Source organism: Actinomycetota bacterium, from assembly GCA_030650795.1.
In the GTDB taxonomy this organism is placed as follows: domain Bacteria; phylum Actinomycetota; class Actinomycetes; order S36-B12; family S36-B12; genus UBA11398.
Window position 1 is genome coordinate 219,721 of the sequence record JAUSDJ010000026.1, and the last position, 16,332, is coordinate 236,052.

At 64.2% G+C, this 16,332-nt stretch carries 21 protein-coding genes and 1 riboswitch; of the genes, 9 read left to right on the top strand and 12 right to left on the bottom strand.

All coding sequences use genetic code 11. From position 1 onward, the window contains the following. Positions 1-3: 3 nt before the first annotated feature. The 4 genes from Q7L55_08830 to Q7L55_08845 are packed head-to-tail and all read left to right on the top strand — an operon-like array spanning position 4 to position 4,056. Positions 4-1,275, top strand: coding sequence for an ABC transporter substrate-binding protein (locus Q7L55_08830; GenBank protein ID MDO8732655.1), 1,272 nt, complete (start codon positions 4-6; stop codon positions 1,273-1,275). Beyond that, the gene (locus Q7L55_08835) at positions 1,272-2,108 is read left to right on the top strand and encodes an ABC transporter (protein ID MDO8732656.1); all 837 of its coding nucleotides are present in this window, start codon (positions 1,272-1,274) and stop codon (positions 2,106-2,108) included. The genes Q7L55_08830 and Q7L55_08835 overlap by 4 nt, the downstream gene beginning before the upstream one ends. Further along, the gene (locus Q7L55_08840; GenBank protein ID MDO8732657.1) at positions 2,105-2,959 is read left to right on the top strand and encodes an ABC transporter permease subunit; all 855 of its coding nucleotides are present in this window, start codon (positions 2,105-2,107) and stop codon (positions 2,957-2,959) included. The genes Q7L55_08835 and Q7L55_08840 overlap by 4 nt, the downstream gene beginning before the upstream one ends. Then, on the top strand, positions 2,956-4,056 hold the full coding sequence (locus Q7L55_08845; GenBank protein ID MDO8732658.1) for an ABC transporter ATP-binding protein: 1,101 nt from the start codon (positions 2,956-2,958) through the stop codon (positions 4,054-4,056). Before Q7L55_08840 ends, Q7L55_08845 begins: the two co-directional genes overlap by 4 nt. Here the strand turns inward: Q7L55_08845 and Q7L55_08850 are convergent. From Q7L55_08850 to Q7L55_08880, 7 genes are all read right to left on the bottom strand, one after another. Beyond that, entirely contained in the window at positions 3,978-4,412 is a 435-nt protein-coding gene (locus Q7L55_08850; protein ID MDO8732659.1) for a hypothetical protein, read from the bottom strand. The two genes, Q7L55_08845 and Q7L55_08850, sit on opposite strands and share 79 nt — an antisense overlap. Then, positions 4,391-5,461, bottom strand: a complete 1,071-nt coding sequence (locus tag Q7L55_08855; protein ID MDO8732660.1) for a radical SAM domain-containing protein — start codon at positions 5,459-5,461, stop codon at positions 4,391-4,393. Before Q7L55_08855 ends, Q7L55_08850 begins: the two co-directional genes overlap by 22 nt. Before the next feature lie 47 nt (positions 5,462-5,508). Beyond that, positions 5,509-5,778: a zf-HC2 domain-containing protein gene (locus Q7L55_08860; protein ID MDO8732661.1), complete on the bottom strand. Its 270-nt coding sequence runs from the start codon at positions 5,776-5,778 to the stop codon at positions 5,509-5,511. Continuing rightward, on the bottom strand, positions 5,775-6,332 hold the full coding sequence (locus Q7L55_08865; protein MDO8732662.1) for a sigma-70 family RNA polymerase sigma factor: 558 nt from the start codon (positions 6,330-6,332) through the stop codon (positions 5,775-5,777). Before Q7L55_08865 ends, Q7L55_08860 begins: the two co-directional genes overlap by 4 nt. Positions 6,333-6,499: 167 nt before the next feature. Then, the gene (locus Q7L55_08870; GenBank protein MDO8732663.1) at positions 6,500-7,312 is read right to left on the bottom strand and encodes a class I SAM-dependent methyltransferase; all 813 of its coding nucleotides are present in this window, start codon (positions 7,310-7,312) and stop codon (positions 6,500-6,502) included. Beyond that, a complete protein-coding gene (locus Q7L55_08875; GenBank protein MDO8732664.1) occupies positions 7,309-7,569 on the bottom strand; it encodes a mycoredoxin in 261 nt (86 codons plus the stop codon). Before Q7L55_08875 ends, Q7L55_08870 begins: the two co-directional genes overlap by 4 nt. Before the next feature lie 94 nt (positions 7,570-7,663). Further along, the gene (locus Q7L55_08880; GenBank protein ID MDO8732665.1) at positions 7,664-8,692 is read right to left on the bottom strand and encodes an NlpC/P60 family protein; all 1,029 of its coding nucleotides are present in this window, start codon (positions 8,690-8,692) and stop codon (positions 7,664-7,666) included. A 206-nt stretch (positions 8,693-8,898) separates the two neighbouring features. Between Q7L55_08880 and Q7L55_08885 the strand changes: the two genes are divergently transcribed. Together Q7L55_08885 and Q7L55_08890 are read left to right on the top strand one after the other, a co-directional pair. Then, positions 8,899-9,174, top strand: a complete 276-nt coding sequence (locus tag Q7L55_08885) for a zf-HC2 domain-containing protein (protein MDO8732666.1) — start codon at positions 8,899-8,901, stop codon at positions 9,172-9,174. Next, a complete protein-coding gene (locus Q7L55_08890; GenBank protein MDO8732667.1) occupies positions 9,171-10,625 on the top strand; it encodes an FAD-dependent oxidoreductase in 1,455 nt (484 codons plus the stop codon). Before Q7L55_08885 ends, Q7L55_08890 begins: the two co-directional genes overlap by 4 nt. A 28-nt stretch (positions 10,626-10,653) precedes the next feature. Here Q7L55_08890 and Q7L55_08895 read toward each other — a convergent pair whose 3' ends face one another. The 5 genes from Q7L55_08895 to Q7L55_08915 all read right to left on the bottom strand — a co-directional run bounded on the left by Q7L55_08895 (position 10,654) and on the right by Q7L55_08915 (position 12,849). Continuing rightward, a complete protein-coding gene (locus Q7L55_08895) occupies positions 10,654-10,962 on the bottom strand; it encodes a thioredoxin family protein (protein ID MDO8732668.1) in 309 nt (102 codons plus the stop codon). Between the two features lie 51 nt (positions 10,963-11,013). After that, entirely contained in the window at positions 11,014-11,265 is a 252-nt protein-coding gene (locus tag Q7L55_08900) for a mycoredoxin (protein ID MDO8732669.1), read from the bottom strand. A gap of 91 nt (positions 11,266-11,356) precedes the next feature. Continuing rightward, a complete protein-coding gene (locus tag Q7L55_08905; GenBank protein MDO8732670.1) occupies positions 11,357-12,103 on the bottom strand; it encodes a Crp/Fnr family transcriptional regulator in 747 nt (248 codons plus the stop codon). Then, a complete protein-coding gene (locus tag Q7L55_08910) occupies positions 12,093-12,389 on the bottom strand; it encodes a thioredoxin family protein (protein MDO8732671.1) in 297 nt (98 codons plus the stop codon). Before Q7L55_08910 ends, Q7L55_08905 begins: the two co-directional genes overlap by 11 nt. Beyond that, complete coding sequence (locus Q7L55_08915) at positions 12,376-12,849, bottom strand: hypothetical protein (GenBank protein MDO8732672.1); 474 nt, start codon at positions 12,847-12,849, stop codon at positions 12,376-12,378. The genes Q7L55_08910 and Q7L55_08915 overlap by 14 nt, the downstream gene beginning before the upstream one ends. Before the next feature lie 154 nt (positions 12,850-13,003). Here Q7L55_08915 and Q7L55_08920 point away from each other — a divergent pair, with 154 nt between their 5' ends. The 3 genes from Q7L55_08920 (at position 13,004) to Q7L55_08930 (ending at position 15,896) form a co-directional block, all read left to right on the top strand. Next, a complete protein-coding gene (locus tag Q7L55_08920) occupies positions 13,004-13,690 on the top strand; it encodes a Type 1 glutamine amidotransferase-like domain-containing protein (GenBank protein ID MDO8732673.1) in 687 nt (228 codons plus the stop codon). Positions 13,691-13,763: 73 nt separating this feature from the next. Then, positions 13,764-14,123: a TfoX/Sxy family protein gene (locus Q7L55_08925; protein ID MDO8732674.1), complete on the top strand. Its 360-nt coding sequence runs from the start codon at positions 13,764-13,766 to the stop codon at positions 14,121-14,123. Between the two features lie 201 nt (positions 14,124-14,324). Continuing rightward, a riboswitch (SAM riboswitch) is annotated at positions 14,325-14,440 on the top strand. A 37-nt stretch (positions 14,441-14,477) separates the two neighbouring features. Then, positions 14,478-15,896 (top strand): aminotransferase class V-fold PLP-dependent enzyme, encoded by a 1,419-nt coding sequence (locus Q7L55_08930; GenBank protein MDO8732675.1) that lies wholly within the window; start codon positions 14,478-14,480, stop codon positions 15,894-15,896. Positions 15,897-16,332 lie beyond the last annotated feature (436 nt).

Sequence of the window (16,332 nt, forward strand, 5' to 3'; positions counted from 1 at the left end):
ACCGTGCCTAGTTCACGCGCCCCCTTTGGGCGCCTGCGGGCGGGCCAGAGCCTGCTGGCATTAGCGTTCTGCGCCTTCACTGTGCTCACGCCGGCCTTGCCCGGTGCAGCAGCAACGCCTTCCCCGAATCCGAAATCCAACTCTTGGGCGCAGATTGAGCAGGCCGCCAAGGGGCAGACCGTGTCCCTGTGGATGTGGGGTGGAGACCCGCAAGGCAACGCCTACGTCGATGACGTGCTCACCCCGGCGGCAAGCACCCTGGGCGTGACGCTCAAGCGCGTGCCGATCACCGACACCAAGGATGCGCTGAACCGCATACTGGCCGAGCACCAGGCCGGGCGCACCGACGGCTCGGTCGATCTTGTGTGGGTCAATGGCGACAACTTCCGCACCGGGCTCCAGGCCGGCATCTGGAAGTGCAATTGGGCGGACAGGCTGCCCAACATGACCTACACCGCGCCTCCCGATCCTCTGCTGACCAGTGATTTCGGCACACCAGTTGGCGGTTGCGAGTCCCCTTGGCACAAGGCGCAGTTCACGTTCGCCTACAACGCTGCCCGCGTTCCGCACCCACCGACCTCGATGCCCGCCCTGATGTCATGGATCACGGCACACCCAGGTCGCTTCACGTACCCGGCGCCACCGGACTTCACGGGCTCAGTATTCGTCCGCGAGGCCCTCTACGCGGTCTCCGGTGGGTTCGCCAAGGTCCCTGCACAGTTCAGCCAGTCGGCGTACGACCAGCTCACTCCAGCACTCTGGCGAAAACTGGATGGCATGAAGCCCGCACTGTGGCGCCACGGACAGACGTATCCCAAGGACTCAACACAACTTGATCAGTTGTTTGCTGGCGGCGAGGTGGACTTCACGATGACCTACGGCCCGGCGACGCTGACTTCACTCGTGGCCAAGGGCACATTCCCCAAGTCCACCAGAGTGCTCACGTTAGACGAAGGTACTGTCGGCAATGCCAGTTTCCTGGCCATCCCGACGACATCCGGCAACTCCGCCGGCGCCCAAGTGGTCGCGAACCTCGCTCTATCGCCGCAGCAGCAGGCGATCAAAGCCGACCCCCGCACGTGGGGACAGTTCACTGTGCTCGATGTGAAACGGCTGTCCAAGGCCCAGGCTCACACCTTCGCATCACTGCCGAAATCCCCGGTCGTGCCCAACTACAGCGTGCTGTCACGCCACGCCAATCCCGAACTCGCTGCTGCGTGGGTTCCCAGACTTGACGAGGGCTGGCGGCGCAATGTGCTGACAGATTCCGGATGAGGCGCGCCGCACTGCTCGTCCTGCCCGCAGCCATTCCCACGGTGCTCGTGCTCGGCACGGCTCTGGCGATGGGAACCGCGCAGAGCTTCGGCCTGGCCCCGATCACCGGGCCACCAAATGCGAGCCTTGCCGCATATCGCGAAGTCGGCGGCGACGGTGAACTCTGGTCGGCCATGACCATCAGCATCACCATTGCTGTCGTCGCCACAGCAATCGCCGTGATCGTGGGATTCGCGACAGCCCTCGCAGCCACGTCAACACGTCGCGGTGGCCGAATGCTGACGGGCCTGGCCGTCAGCACCATCCCCGTGCCGCACGTGATCGGTGCCGCAGCCATCGGATTGCTCCTGGCCGATTCGGGCTGGCTGGCCCGCCTGTTCGGCGCGACCACGGACACCTGGCCACAATTCGTCGGCGGCCCCTGGTGGACAGCAGTCATCCTCGAATACGCCTGGAAGGAATCGGCGTTCATCGCACTGGTGGTCATGGCAACACTCGCGCGCGACGCGGCGGAGTTGTCGGAGACTGCTGCAGTGCTGGGCGCAAGTGCCACGGCACGCATTCGCCATATCAGTGCGCCGCTTGCCGCTCCAGCCTTGATCATCGCCGGGACGCTGTCGTTCATCTACGCACTGGGGTCCTTCGAGGTGCCGTGGCTGCTCGGACGCACCTACCCTGAGCCGTTGCCCGTGCTGGCCTACCGTTTGTTCACCTCCACCGACCTTGGGGTCCGTCCGCAGGCGCTGGCAGTGTCGATGGTGACTGTCGCCATCGCACTCACATTCGGCATGACTGCCCTGGCCCTCGTGCGGCGCAGGACGGTGACCACATGACGCCGCGCACGGCCATCGGCAGACACGTTGCCGGCACGTTGCAACTGCTACTTTCGACCTGGTACGTCCTGCCGATGATTCCGCTCGTCCTTTGGGCAATGGCTCGAACGTGGCCCGCGCCCCTGGTGCTGCCAAGCCAGTGGGGTCCTGCAGGCCTAACCGAAGCTCTCAACGACGACGCCACCTCGGCCTTCGCCGCATCCCTCATGCTCGCCACTCTCACCGCCGTCCTGGCCACACCAGCCGGTGCCATGGCCGCCTTCGCGCTCACCTTCGGGCGGCTCCGCGGCCATCGTGCACTCTCGGTGCTCCTGCTCGCGCCTGCCTTCGTTCCTCCATTCGTCATCGTGATGGGCATCAACGTCACGCTGCTACGGCTACACATTCCCTCGATGATGGGCATCGTCCTGGTGCTGATAGTCACGGCAATTCCGTACACCACATTCGTCATGCGGTCAGCGCTCGCGAGCTACGAAATCGGCTTCGAGGACGAAGCCCGCACCCTGGGAGCCAGCCCAAGAGCCGTCCTGGTGCGCATCCGCATCCCAATGCTCGCACCAGCAATCGCGACTTCAGCATTCCTGGCATTCCTCGTGGGGTGGAGCGACTACGTGGTCACCCTCCTCATCGGAGGGGGCGAGATCGTGAGCGTCCCGATGCGTATCGCCGCAGGAGCCTCGGGCACTGGCAACGACGCGATGGTCGCCGCCCTGTCGATCGCAGCGGCCGCTCCACCACTGCTGCTGCTCCTGGCACTCAGTCGACTCTCCCAAACGCCTCGGCGTCGGGAACTGCGCGCCTCCAGCAGCGCCCAAGGAAAACAGCGCACAGTAATTGGAGTCCTTACATGACAGCATCCCTGCGACTGGAACAACTGAGCCGCACCTACCCGGGAGCACTGACTCCGGCAGTGAACGAGATCGACCTTGCCATCGACGCCGGACACGCAGTCGCGCTCCTCGGTCCATCGGGATCAGGGAAGACCACCGTGCTCCGCCTCATCGCCGGACTCGACGCTCCCGACCACGGCAACATCCTGATCAATGAGACCAGCGTGCTCGGCAGGTCTCCGGAGCGGCGCGACATCGCCATGGTCTCCCAACGGCCACTGCTGTTCCCGCACATGTCCGTGCTCGACAACGTCGCGTTCGCGCCGCGCATGGCAGGCATAGGCAAGCGCCAGTCCTGCGACACAGCCATGCGCTTCCTCGAGCTCGTGCAGCTTCCCGGGTTCGGCAAACGCCGTCCCACCGAACTGTCAGGAGGGCAGCAACAGCGCGTAGCCCTGGCACGAGCGCTGGCTGCTGAACCGGCCGTGCTGCTGCTCGACGAACCTTTCAGCGCCTTGGATCCGGCGTTGAAGGCAGACATGCACCAGCTGCTCGTCGAACTGCGCGCCGTCCTGCAGCAGACCATCGTCATGGTCACCCACGACCACCATGAGGCAGTGCTGCTCGCAGATTCGATCGCCGTCGTCATCGACGGTGTCCTGCAGCAACACACTCCGGCAGAAGCACTGTTCGCCCATCCAGAATCCCTGGCAGTGAGCAGGTTCCTGGGCGGTCTCAACGAGATCCCCGGTGAGCTGCGCGGCAACCTCTTCCACTGTGCGATCGGCGCCCTGGATCTCGCGAAGGATCACGGGTGCGCGCATGGCTCCGCAGTCATGGTCATCCGCCAGGAGGCCGTGCGTCTGGTTGGTGAGTCATCAGTCGACGCCGATACCTGCGGGCGCATCCAGCGAACGGTCCCGCTCGGAGCGCGCACACTAGTCGAGGTGCGCACTTGCGATCTCACACTGTTCGCGGAGGTCGCGCCGGGGTTGGGGGCACAGCCCGGCGATGTGGTCGGCGTTGCACTGCCGCGAAGTCAGCGACGAGTGCTGCGGGATTGTGCAGAAGCACAGCCGCTGACTGCAGGTTCCGCCGAAGTTGCGCACGCCCTCTGAGTATCCGCGACAGGAGCGATCGGCAGGAGCCTGCGCAGGTGAGCATTCTCTGCGATGTCGAGCACGGCGTGCTGGGCGCATGCGGGCACCAGCCCACCATTCTCTGGGTGGGCCATGGTGTAGACGCAGGCTTGCAACCGTTCCTGAGTCGCGCGAATCTTCGGGTCCTGGCTCATCTGATCGTTCTGCAGCAATGCCCATGCGGGGGCGACGGCCTCCGCGGCCATGAATGCATGCATGACGAACGTCATCGACTTCACTCTGCCGCGGCGCATCGCCCGCAGTCCGCCAGCGCGCCGCACAAGGCCTCGGGCGTAGCGCACCCCCACCGGAATCACCTGGGGGCGTGCCGCCACGCCTCGGGCCACACGCACTGCCGCACCCACTTCGGCACACCGCCGAGCGTGATGCCGCCGAGATGCTCCAGGAATGCATCGCGGGCTGCGACATCGTTCGCGTCGGTGTCGTCGATCAATGGATGCCACCTTGAACCGATCATGAAGCCAAATGAAGTTCGATTGCATCGAGGGTCGCCGAACTGCAAGCCCGCATACGGAACCCGCCTGCCGACGCCGGATTCGATCGCTGACCACACGTCGTCATTGCCCACCTCACGGAAGCTCGCGTCCCAGCGACGATCATCCCCGACGAACGCCGCCGGCTGGAAGGAGAGCATGGAGAACCCCATCGTGGAGGCGGCACGCACCACCTCGGCCACCTGGGAGAGGTTCGCCGGTGTCACGGTCATGTTGTGGGCAAGAAACGAACGGACTCCATGTTCACGGCGAAGGCGCTCGAACATCTCGACGAATGCTCGCCGCTTCCCATGCAGGTCGGTCTCGCTGCGGGGCCGAGGCATCCCGCGGCGTCCGCGCATGAGGGAGTCGAAGTGGGCCGCAAAGGACAACCGCGGGAACCGCATCCGACCGTCAGGGCCCAATGCAAGGCCCTGCAGGTATTTGTAGTCGAAGTCACCATGCGTCATGCTCATCGGCTCTCGCCCATGGGCCCGCATGACCTGCAGCACGGCTGCATGATCGTCCGGAGTCAACAGCGATACTTCGCCGCCGATGAGTTGGGCGTGGCCGCGCGGCCCGCGCCATGCACGCAGGTAGGCCATCTGTGCCTCGACTTCGCGAATGGTGTGTTCGCCGTCCGTTCGCACCTTGTTCGCGTCACTGGAGTGATAGCACGGTCTGCAGGTCAGGTTGCATCGAGGAAAGACTCCATGGGTGCCCTCGCAGCCGATGGCATGACGGCCCACCACCTGCGCTGGCGTTCGCACTCCGACCGGCATGGCCATCCATCGCTCGCGCAGTCGATCGCGGAACTCAGGATCAATCGTGCGGGTGCGATGCTCGAGTTCACGCAGGCGGGTGAACAGTCGAGGGGCGAGTCGTGTCACAGTTCAGTAACCCGCGGTGTGGCAGCGCCTATTCCTGCAGGGGCTGGTCACTCCTTGGCGAGAGCACGCTCCACGGCTGCCTTGACGCGATCAACTGACTCCGGAGTTGGCTCTGAACTCTGGCCATAGTGGCGAAGGGAGTTGTGCAAGTCCTCGAATTCCCGTGCCAGGCCGCTGCAGCGTTCACACACCGCCAGATGCGCTTGCACCCGCTGTCGGTCCATATCCGACAGCGGAGCCGAGGGGTCGCGGTCCAAAAACCGCTGCAACCGTCGCGCGGTGCGCCGGCACTCGATCATCTGGCGGGCTGATTTCATGAGAGCCTCCCGGAGGCCTTAAGGTGCTTGCGCATGCGTTCGCGGGCCCGGTTCAGTCTGGACATCACGGTCCCAACAGGGATCCCGAGTGCCTGCGCGCACTCGGCGTAGGTGAGCCCGTGGACGTCGACCAAGACAACCACAGACCGAAATTTCTCGCCTAGGGACGCGATGGCGCGCTCGAGATCATCGTCGAGCACCCGCACAGCGACGACCTCATGCGGCGTTTCAGGTCGGTGCGCGCCGAACGCCGGCTTCGGGTCGGCCAGGAGTGCCCAGTCGTCGACCAGATCTGGCCGTGTGCGCCGGCGCAGATTCGATGCGGTGTGGCGCTGGATCGTCAGCAGCCAGGCGCGCGGGTGGGCACCGTCGAATCCCCCAAGGGCTCGGTACGCCCGGATCACGGTCTCCTGGACCAGATCCTCCGCGTCCGCATCGGATGCGGTCAGCGTTCGAGCCACGCGAAGCAGCACCGGCAGCTCCGGCTCCACATACTGCGCGAAGGCAGCCCGACGGTCCGCATCACTCAGCGGCCCGCTGTCGGTTGGATTCACGTGTGCATTATCCCCTGCCGACACCTCCGACAGTGTGCGCTGACCCACAGCACCCGCACCCACAGCGCCACTCGGTCACGATCCGCCGCACGCATCGGCCCGCTAGGCCAGACCAGACGCCACGGGAATTACTGGAGCCGCTCATCGTCGTCAGGGGCGGCCACCGCCTATGCAGTTCTGACCGCGACCGTGCGCCGGATGCCCACCGGCAGTTGCGCCCTAGGTCCCGCCGCTCGGGCAAGCCGCCGTATCGCGCGCTCGCGCCGGTAGGCCGGCACGTGTGGAAGGTAGAGGGCCTCGACTGCGAGGCGAGCATCGCGTTCATGCAGAAGTGGATATCCGAATCTCCTGCTGTCGTCCGATCGCACCGAGAAGCCAGCTTGCGCGAGCAGCCGAGAGAAGCGCGCCCCACCGAACCTCTGTGGCATCTCGGGAAGGTGATGCAGCCCAAACACGAGCCTGAGGCCGAGTGAAACGTCGCGCATGCGCACTGGTCCAGCAACGGGCCTGATCGTCGCGAAGATCCCGCCTGGGCGCAGCACCCTGCCCACCTCGGCCAGCGCCGCCTCGATGGGGTTCAGAAGCATGATCGCCATGGAGCAGATCACCACGTCCATGCTCGCGTCGGCAACAGGCAAGCAGGTGGCGTTGGCCTGCATGACAGGTCCGCGTCCAAGGCCAGACGCGAAGGCCAGCTCTTCTGGCGACCGATCAATGCCTAGATAACTGTCAGCACCTGCGAGAAGCGGGTGCAGTGGCGCGCTTCCGCAGGCGATGTCCAGGACATGCCCAGGATCTGTCGGCAAGGACGCACGCAACCACGCATAGGGCGTACCCACGTCTCGCCTGAACGCTGCAGTGAGCACCTGCTCAGTGATTCCCGGGCGATGTGCATGGAACTGCGCGAGGTAGTCACGCCACATTGCCTCATCTCGGTCTCTGCGCTGGTGCCCGGCCCGCAAGCGTCCGTCCCGACTCAAGCCAGCTCCGCCAACCGCTGGATGACCAAGCGGCCGGAGGGCTCGGTCATCGTGCTGCCATCGGAGAAGACCAAGGTGGGAACGGACTGATTGCCGTCATTGACGCGGCTGACGAATTGCGCGGCTGAGGAATCCTGCTCGATGTCGACCTCTCGGAACTGCACCCCGGCACGACGCAGTTCACCCTTCAGCCGCCTGCAGTCACCGCACCAGGACGTGGTGTACATCGTGAATCGCTGGTCCGTTGCCTCGTTCATCGAATCCCCGATCTCAGGTTGCCTGGGTCATGGATGCCCACGGATCGGAAACCCCGTCATCTCGCGCCGGTATTCCACTCGCTCGCCGACGTCATCACAGCACGCGCCCAGCGCCGCTGTAGTGCTCGGCATACCAGGGCCCGAGGTAGTCGATCACCTCGACACCGTCGGAAGGATTCGATGCACTCACCATCTTGCCGTTGCCCACGTATAGCGCGACATGGTGGGCATCGCCGCGAAAGTAGAACACCAGGTCGCCAGGTCGCAGTTGGGAACTGGGAATGCGCTGCACCTGGTTCCATTGCGCGTAGCTCAAGGCCGTCAGCCCGACCCCTCCACGGCTCCAGGCTGCCGCCGTCAGTTTCGAGCAGTCCCATGACGTCGGCGGATGGGCATTCAGCGAGTAAGGGGACCCGACGTGTGACAGCGCATACTGCACTGCTGCCGTTGCCCGTGAACTCGAGCTCACGGGCCTTCGTGTGGTCGATGCCAGTGCCTGCGACACCCGCCGGGCCTCTGCGCGAGCCTGCCTGGCGCGGTCAGCTGCCTGTGAGGCCAGTTGCTCGCGCTGCACCGGCTGCAATGCCGCGAGCAGGGACCGAGCCTGGGCAAGCCGGGTGTTGATCGCCTGCTTCGCGGCACGCATCTGATCCAGAATCCGATCCGCAACGCGACCCTGATCGGCCAGTGCTGCCTCGTGCTGCTCGACGACGGCGCGAGCCGCCTGGGAACGCCGGATGCTCGTAATCTGGGAGCGAGCCACCGCGTCCAGCCGGTCAGCCTGGGACAGCAGCTCGCGCGGGTCATCAGCCATCAGCAGGTGGATGGACGGTGGGAGCCCTCCCGACATGTACGCCGCTCGAGCCAGTGCGTTGGTCGATTGCTCGTAGATCGCAAGCATCGATCTCTCACGGACCAATCGGTTGCGCAGGCTCGCCTGCTGCTCGCGCGTGCGCCCCAGTTGGGCCAATGCCTGCTTGTATTCCTCGTTGGCCCCGGCCGCTCGCATCTCCAGAGCAGTGACCTGGGCCTGCACGGCTCGAAGGTCCGGCTGCGGGCTAGCGTGCACCTCAGTGAGTGCGCCAGGCCCGCTCGAAAGGCTGGCAATCAGCGCAAGGCCCATGCACCACCTGACCAGAAGTCGCGTCCGGTATCGGTCATTGCTCCGCCGCCGGATTTGGATCCTGTCAGCCTGGGGTCTAGGCGTGCCAAATCCGGCCGTCATCGCTTCCCTGCCATGATCAGGAAAGTCCGGAACCCAGCTCACTATTCCCTTCGGGAGAAACTCGCTAAGGGAAGAATGCGTCCACTCCAGGGTGTTTCGCACTCGTGAAGACACGGCGAAACTGGGTCACGTGCTGGTGGACTGCACGTCAGCTTCAGCGATACCTCGATGCCGATCCCAACGCCATGCTTGGGCAGGAGCGCATCACGCTCATCGAGCGACACTTGGCCACGTGCGCGCAATGCGCGACCCTAACGGCCGAGTACCAACAGCTTTTGGCCCTGCTCCATGAACTGGGTGCTACGCGCACGCCCGATGAACGCCTGGTTCGCCAACTCCAGGAGCACCTCTCCGTTGTCCTAGAGCAGGAGCGCCCATGAACGCGTCGCTTCTCGCGACCTGGGATCTGGCCGTCGTGGGAGGTGGAAGCGCCGGGATCGTCGCAGCCAAGACCGCAGCCCAACTCGGAGCGAGTGTCGTGCTGATCGAGGCAGATCGCACAGGAGGCGACTGCCTGTGGACGGGATGCGTGCCCAGCAAGGCGCTGCTGGCCAGCGCCGCTGCAGCGTCCGATGCGCGCAATGCCGGTCGGCTGGGCATCCACGTCGCCAGCATCACCGTCGACTTCAGCGAGGTCATGGACCATATTCGTCGCTCGATCAGGCGTATCGAGCCCGTGGATTCGATCGAGGCACTCAACTCCGAGGGCATCAGCGTCATCTCGGGCAGGGCGAGCTTCCTGCCATCCGGTGCCATCAATGTCGACGGCCAGCTCGTGCAGTATTGCCAGGCACTTCTGGCGACGGGGGCGAGCCCGACACTGCCGTCCATCCCCGGACTTGATGCGTGCCCAGCACTGACCTCCGACAGCCTGTGGGACCTCGGGGCACTTCCAAAGCGTCTCGCGATCCTCGGTGGCGGCAGCATCGGCTGCGAACTGGGCCAGGCATTCGCTCGCCTGGGATCCGAGGTGACCATCATCGAGGCCAGCTCGCGGATCCTTCCCCGCGAGGATCCGCGAGCCGCTGACGCCGTGCAGCGCTCCCTTGTCCGAGACGGCGTTCGAATCCTGGCGAATCGCACAGTGTCCAGCGTCCACGGAACGTTCGATGGTGCGGGATCGCTCATGCTTGCACCTGAAGGTGCCAGCCCTCTGCAGATCGACTTCGACCGCCTGCTCGTCGCTGTCGGGCGCACGCCGAACACCAGCTCGCTGGAACTTGATGCGGTGGGTGTGCATCGCGATGAGCGTGGTTATGTCATCGTCGACGCGGCCCTGCGCACGAGCAACCGGCGGATCTGGGCGGCTGGCGACCTGACTGGGCACCCGCAATTCACGCACACGGCCGGCGTCCACGGCAGCCTAGCGGCCAGCAATGCCGTGCTGGGCCTGCGCCGCAAGGCAGAAGTGCGGGCCATACCGAGAGTCACCTTCACCGACCCCGAGGTGGCATCAGTTGGCACCGCGACCTGGGGACGCCCACCAGGATCGAACACCGCACTTTTCACGCGCCAGCATGAGCTTGTGGACCGGGCTGTCACCCACGACGACACCGATGGCTTCGCCTGCCTTGCCATGGACCATCACGGTCGCATCCAGGGTGCAACGCTCGTTGGCCCGCGTGCCGGAGAGAGCCTGGGCGAACTCACCCTGGCAGTGCGCAAGGGCCTGCGCACGCGCGACATCGCCGGCACCATGCACCCATACCCGACCTACGCCGACGGAGCATGGAATGCAGCCATCGACGCGACCAAGGCGCAGCTCGAGCGCCCCTGGACACGGCGAGCCCTCACCGCATTGCTCAGATTCCGCCGCGCGCTATTGCGCTGACGCGACTTCGGCGGGGCGTGTGCTGCGGCTAGCCCACTCGCGCCAGGGCTGCGGTGATCTGCTCGACTGTCGGCGCCCCGGCAAAACCAGTGCCAGTCGAATACAACCGGCACGCGAGTCCAGGTGCGCCTGCCTGGTCGGCAAACAGGTCGCGGTCGTCGACAAAGATAGTCGGGCTGCCCGCGAACCCCAATTCGTCGGCCTGCTCCTGCGTGGTCACTTCAACAATGTCGATCGCGCTGCCGGCCAGTTGGTCGACATTCAGGGCTTGCTGGAGATTGTTCGCCGCCACGAGCCAGTTCGGGCAGTCCTTGAAGTACATCAGGGTGACACGCATCGTCGCCTCCTTGCTTGGTCCGGGTCGTTGACGGCTGGGACAGTTGCTGACTCAGGCGGTCGCGGCCAGCCGCTCCACGACCATGGCCGCCGGCGGGTTCGTCATCGCGGTGCCATCGGGGAAGACCACTGTGGGCACGGTGCGATTGCCGCCATTGACCCCTTCGACAAGAGCGGCGGCCGCGGCATCGGCCTCAATGTCGACTTCAGTGAAGGTGACGCCGGCTCGTGCCAACTGCGCCTTGAGGCGTTGGCAGTAGCCGCACCATTGCGTGCTGTACCTGGTCAAGCCTGATGCGCTCATGCGGGCTCCATTCACTTCGGGTCGTAGAACGGGAACCCCGCAACATTCAGCAATATTCCACGGAACGCGCATGGGCGGTCCCGGCACAGGGCTAGCGCCCGGCGCGTGCTCGACCTGTGGTCGGCGCAAGCTCCTCATCGCGTGACAGCTGGATCAGCAGGCGAACGTCCACGATCTGGATCCGGCCCCGACGCAGTCGCACAAGCTCGCGTTGGCGCAGGTCGCCGAGCACCTTGGTGGTGGTTTCGCGCGTCGTGCCCACGAGATCGGCCAACTGCTCGTGAGTAAGACGCACCTCGCCGCCATCGATTCGTGCCAGGGTCGCCAACGTCGATGCGATCCGAGCCGGGACCGACATGAGCACGGTGTCACCCAGGCGCCGCTCGAGGTCCAGTACTCGCGCGCCGAGTACCTCGGCGACGCGAGCGGCCACCCGGGGGTCGGCAAGGAGGAGCCCATTGACGTCACTGCGACTCATGATGCAGACAACACTGGGTTCCAGCGCCTCTGCATAGGTGTCGTCCAACTGCTGGGCCATGGGAAGCATCTCCCCGAAGATCTGTCCTGGCTCGATGATGGCCGTGGTCAGGCTGCGTCCGTCGGCGGCTAGTCGGTACAAGCGCACTCGCCCCGTCTTGAGGATGAATAACACTTCATTGGTGTGATTGGGTGAGATGAGTAGTGATCCTGCAGCCACTTCCTTCATCTGCGCCGACATGGCGATGCCCTCGACCTCGGCCGCGCCTAGGTCCTGGAAGATGTCGACCTCGGTCAGTCGCCAGACCTTGTCTGGCAGCATCCAACCGGCTGCTCCCAGATCATGAGCGTCAGTGCCCATTCGCATCCAGCCCCTTCAGCAGGTCCGCGATGCGCCGCGGTTCGGGATTCCCCAGCGAGACCACCCGCCCCTCGACCAGGTAGGTGGGTGTTCCGATCAGGGTAATCCCTGCCGGTACTGGCTCCTGGTCCACATCGATGACTGTGACGGTGAGCCCCGGCACCAGTGCGGCAATCACGGCCAGCACCTGAGGCGTGCGCTCGCACGCAGCACAGTGCTCGGCGACCAGGACGGTGAGGTGTGGGGCCTGAGTGCAGGCCCCACAAGCGTCATCACTGTGCGGCACGTGATGCAGCGCCCTGCTTCACCGCGGCCGCGGTGATCAGGCCAAGGATGGCTCCGAAGATCATGTGGCCCATGAGGGACTGCCAGGCCATGGTGTCGAACTGGAACGTGGGCATCCCCAGCTTTGCGGGCATGAGTAGCAGCGCTCCCAGCACCCACCACATGACGCCATACATGACGCCCATGGCCGCGAAGCCTGCGTAGCCGGCGCGGATCTGCGCGACGATCAGTCCGAAGGCAACACCCAGGGCCATGGAGATCGCCAGGTGCGCCGCCCAGCCGACTAGTACCGAGTCGCTGCCGACGAGCATGGCGATATTGGGCATGAACGACATCATCTGCATCATCATCCCGAAGACCATCCCGCCGACGACGCCACCAGCAAGGCCACCGATGGCGCCTCGCGTGATCGCCTCTGTCGAGGTCCGGTTCTGTGTCTTGCTTGCCACCGATGTAGCCATCTGCATTCCTTTCGCATACGCGCCGCATCTCGACGCTTGCCTCAAGGTAGGAGCGGGTGCCGCATGAGTTCTGTGTGCTGGCTTACGTTCAAGGAACTGCTTGCACGCCGCGGATTCCTCGACGCGAACGACGTATGCGACCTACCATCGCAGCATGACCTCGACGCTGTATCTCAGTTCCAGTGGACTTGCGGACGACCGCAAGGTACTGGCGGCGACCTCGGACAACGCCCGGGCTCTGGTTGTGCTCAATGCTCTCGACGGATCCAGCGCCCAGCGCCAGGAAGTCTTCGATGTCGAAGCAGCCGGACTGGCAGCGCTGGGGTACTCATGCCGGGAACTCGATCTCCGAGAGCATTTCGGCGATCCGGGTAATCTCGCCGACGCGCTCGCTCAGTCACAGCTTGTCTGGGTGGCTGGCGGCAACACCTTCGTGCTCGCCCGAGCCACGGCGCAGGCCGGATTCGACAACGCCCTGCGACAGGTGCGAGATGACCAGGATCTGGCCTACGGCGGCTATTCAGCCGGCGCCTGCCTAGCCGGCCCAGATCTGGCCGGCATCGACCTCATGGACGACCCGCATTTCCTCCCCGATGGCTACAACGCCGCGGAGGCCCCACGCACCCTGCGACTCATCGATGAGCGCATAGTGCCTCACTGGAAGTCGAAGTCACCTGAATCCTCCGGCGCGTCCCTCGCCGCAAAGTTCCTGAAGAAGGCACGCCTGCAGTTCCGCTGCCTCAAAGACGGCGAAACCTACGTCGTTGGAGGGAACACCGCGAACTCCGACGCAGACGAACTCGCCATGCGCATGGCGACGATGCCGCACCTGCACTGCTGACGCCACCGCCATTTCACTGGACGCACACGTCGAGTCTTGTCGACAGACCAGCACAACTGGGAGAAGGTGAATCATGCAGATTCCCAAGCCAAGCGACGAGGCGAAGGCCCAGTTCCGCGCGCTGATCCCTGCTGCACCAGGTGTTGAAGTCAAGGCGATGTTCGGAAATCTCGGCGCATTCGTCAACGGCAACATGTTCGCCGGCCTGTTTGGCGACAGCCTCGGCGTCAAGCTCCTCGACCTGTCAAGTCGAGACGAACTCACAGCTATTGAAGGCACCGGCCCATACGGCCCAGTGGAGCGCCCGATGGGCGGATACATCGCGCTTCCCACCGACTGGGCTTCGACCCTGTCAGCAACCGCATCATGGGTTGAACGCGCGATGCTGGAAGTCAGCGCACTGCCACCGAAAAAGGCCAAAGCTAGAAAGTGACCGCGGCTATATGCGCGGCACCGAACACGCACACCCCGTTCACGAGGTATGAGCATTCGCACTCATCCCACTGGTCTCCACCGCTTTCCCGCCTATTGGCCACATGCCAAATCCGCGGAACACTGACGCGCTTGTCTGATCTTGGCCCAGTCGGGTGGCTGGGCTAGCAATGCGCTCAAAGATGTCCTACTATTTTCCTTAGGTCACGAGTGCCGATGCAAAACCCCAGTTTGTCGGCCGGCAACCCTCCACCGCGGTGGGGTGCCCTGGGTGAGGACCCGGTTGCTGTCGCACACGCGCAGCGACAAACGCGGGCACGATGCACCTGTCGGGTCCAAGGACCTAAGGATCGCCATGTCGTCACTGAATCCCTCAGCAGCCCACCTCACCGACCCCGCTCGCTTTGATATTGCGGCATTGCTGCCAGTAGCCGGAGCAGATCTTGAGGCGCCACTCGTTCAAGGTGGCTCCATCACCTATGCCGGGCTGGATGTCGCAGCCAGTGCGCCGGCTCTGTCAAGCGTTGTTGACCGCGTCAACGCTGTCATTCCCTACTACTCGAATGTGCATCGAGGAGCCGGTTTCGCATCCCAGGTCAGCACTGATCTCTACGAATCTGCAAGGCAGACCATTGCTTCCTTCGTTGGCGCTCGCAGCGAGGATGTCACGGTAATCGTGCGCAACACCACTGACGCGTTGAATCTCCTGGCTTCCTGCATTCCCGATGGTGGATCAGTTGTCCACCTGGATATCGAGCATCACGCGAATCTGCTGCCGTGGAGGGCACATCAACCGCGCACCGTGCAGACTCAGACAACGGTCGCGGAAACCTTGACGGCGCTAGAGACCGAACTTGCACGCACGCCCGCGTCCCTCCTTGCGATCACCGGCGCATCGAATGTCACGGGCGAGGCTCTGCCTCTGTCCGACCTCGTCGCCATCGCGCACAGACATGGCGCCAGAATCGCAGTGGACGCCGCGCAGCTGGCTCCCCATCGCCGCATCGACATCTCGGCACTGGGTGTGGACTACATCGCATTCTCCGGCCACAAGATGTACGCCCCATTTGGCGCTGGGGCTCTTATCGGCCGCGCGGATTGGCTCAATGCCGCGCCACCGCACTTGGCCGGTGGTGGTGCAGTCAATGAAGTAACGAGCAACTCAGTGCGATGGGCTCCCGCGCCTGCACGCCATGAAGCAGGCACCCCCAATATCCTCGGCGCCATCGCGCTAGCCCACGCTTGCTCGTCCCTCGCGGCGCTCCCCCCCGGTGCCCAGCAACGTCACGAGCAAGAACTACTTGCCCGGCTCGACGAAGGTCTTGCCCAGATTCCCGGCCTGACAACACTCCGCATCTGGGATGACGCGCCTGATCGCATGGCAGTTACCTCATTCGTGATCCGCGACTGGGACAGCAGCAAACTGGCCACGATCCTCGCCGCGGAATTCGGCATCGGCGTTCGAGATGGACGTTTCTGTGCGCATCCGTTGCTAGCGCGGTTCTCGCCCTCGGGCACCGCTGTACGCGTAAGCCTGGGCGCGGGCACCACCTCCGAGCATGTGGACAGACTCCTGACCGCCCTGGCTTCAATCGTGCTTCACGGTCCCACATGGAACTACGTGAACACTGGAAACGGCTGGGCGCCTCAACCTGAGACGCGGGACCTCAACCCCCTCGGGCTCGATGTCAGCCGCTCCATCGGCCAGGCAGCCTCGCCTTGCGAAAATGCAGCACCTCTAGAAAATTCCATTGGTGGGGATTGCCGCAGCTGATTGACACTCGCTGCGTCGCTCGCGCGGCTTATTCATGCCAACTTGCGAGGTACCGAACCCTCGGCACTTTTGATTGGGCAGGATGTATCCCGACAATGCGCCGAACGAGCTTGCTCGCCCTCCCCCAACGACGAAGGGCCAATGATTTCTCGTGACCCTTCTTCATGCCAACGGGGGGCCTCGGCAAGTTCACCCCGATCGAGTTTGAGACCATCTACACGCAGACCGCAATCGCGCCCCGAACCCTCAATCGAGCCAGGCAACTAAAGCGGGGGCAGTCCCTTATCTGAACTTGGTCTGCGTTGCAAGAGGGGACCCATGGTTTCAGAACACATCGCCTGACGGGTGTCCAGTTGTCGAACATCATTCCTTAGCGCCTGCCAGTCAACGGATGATCGACCTGCCAGAATGGATGACGTTCAAGAGATCAACTGCT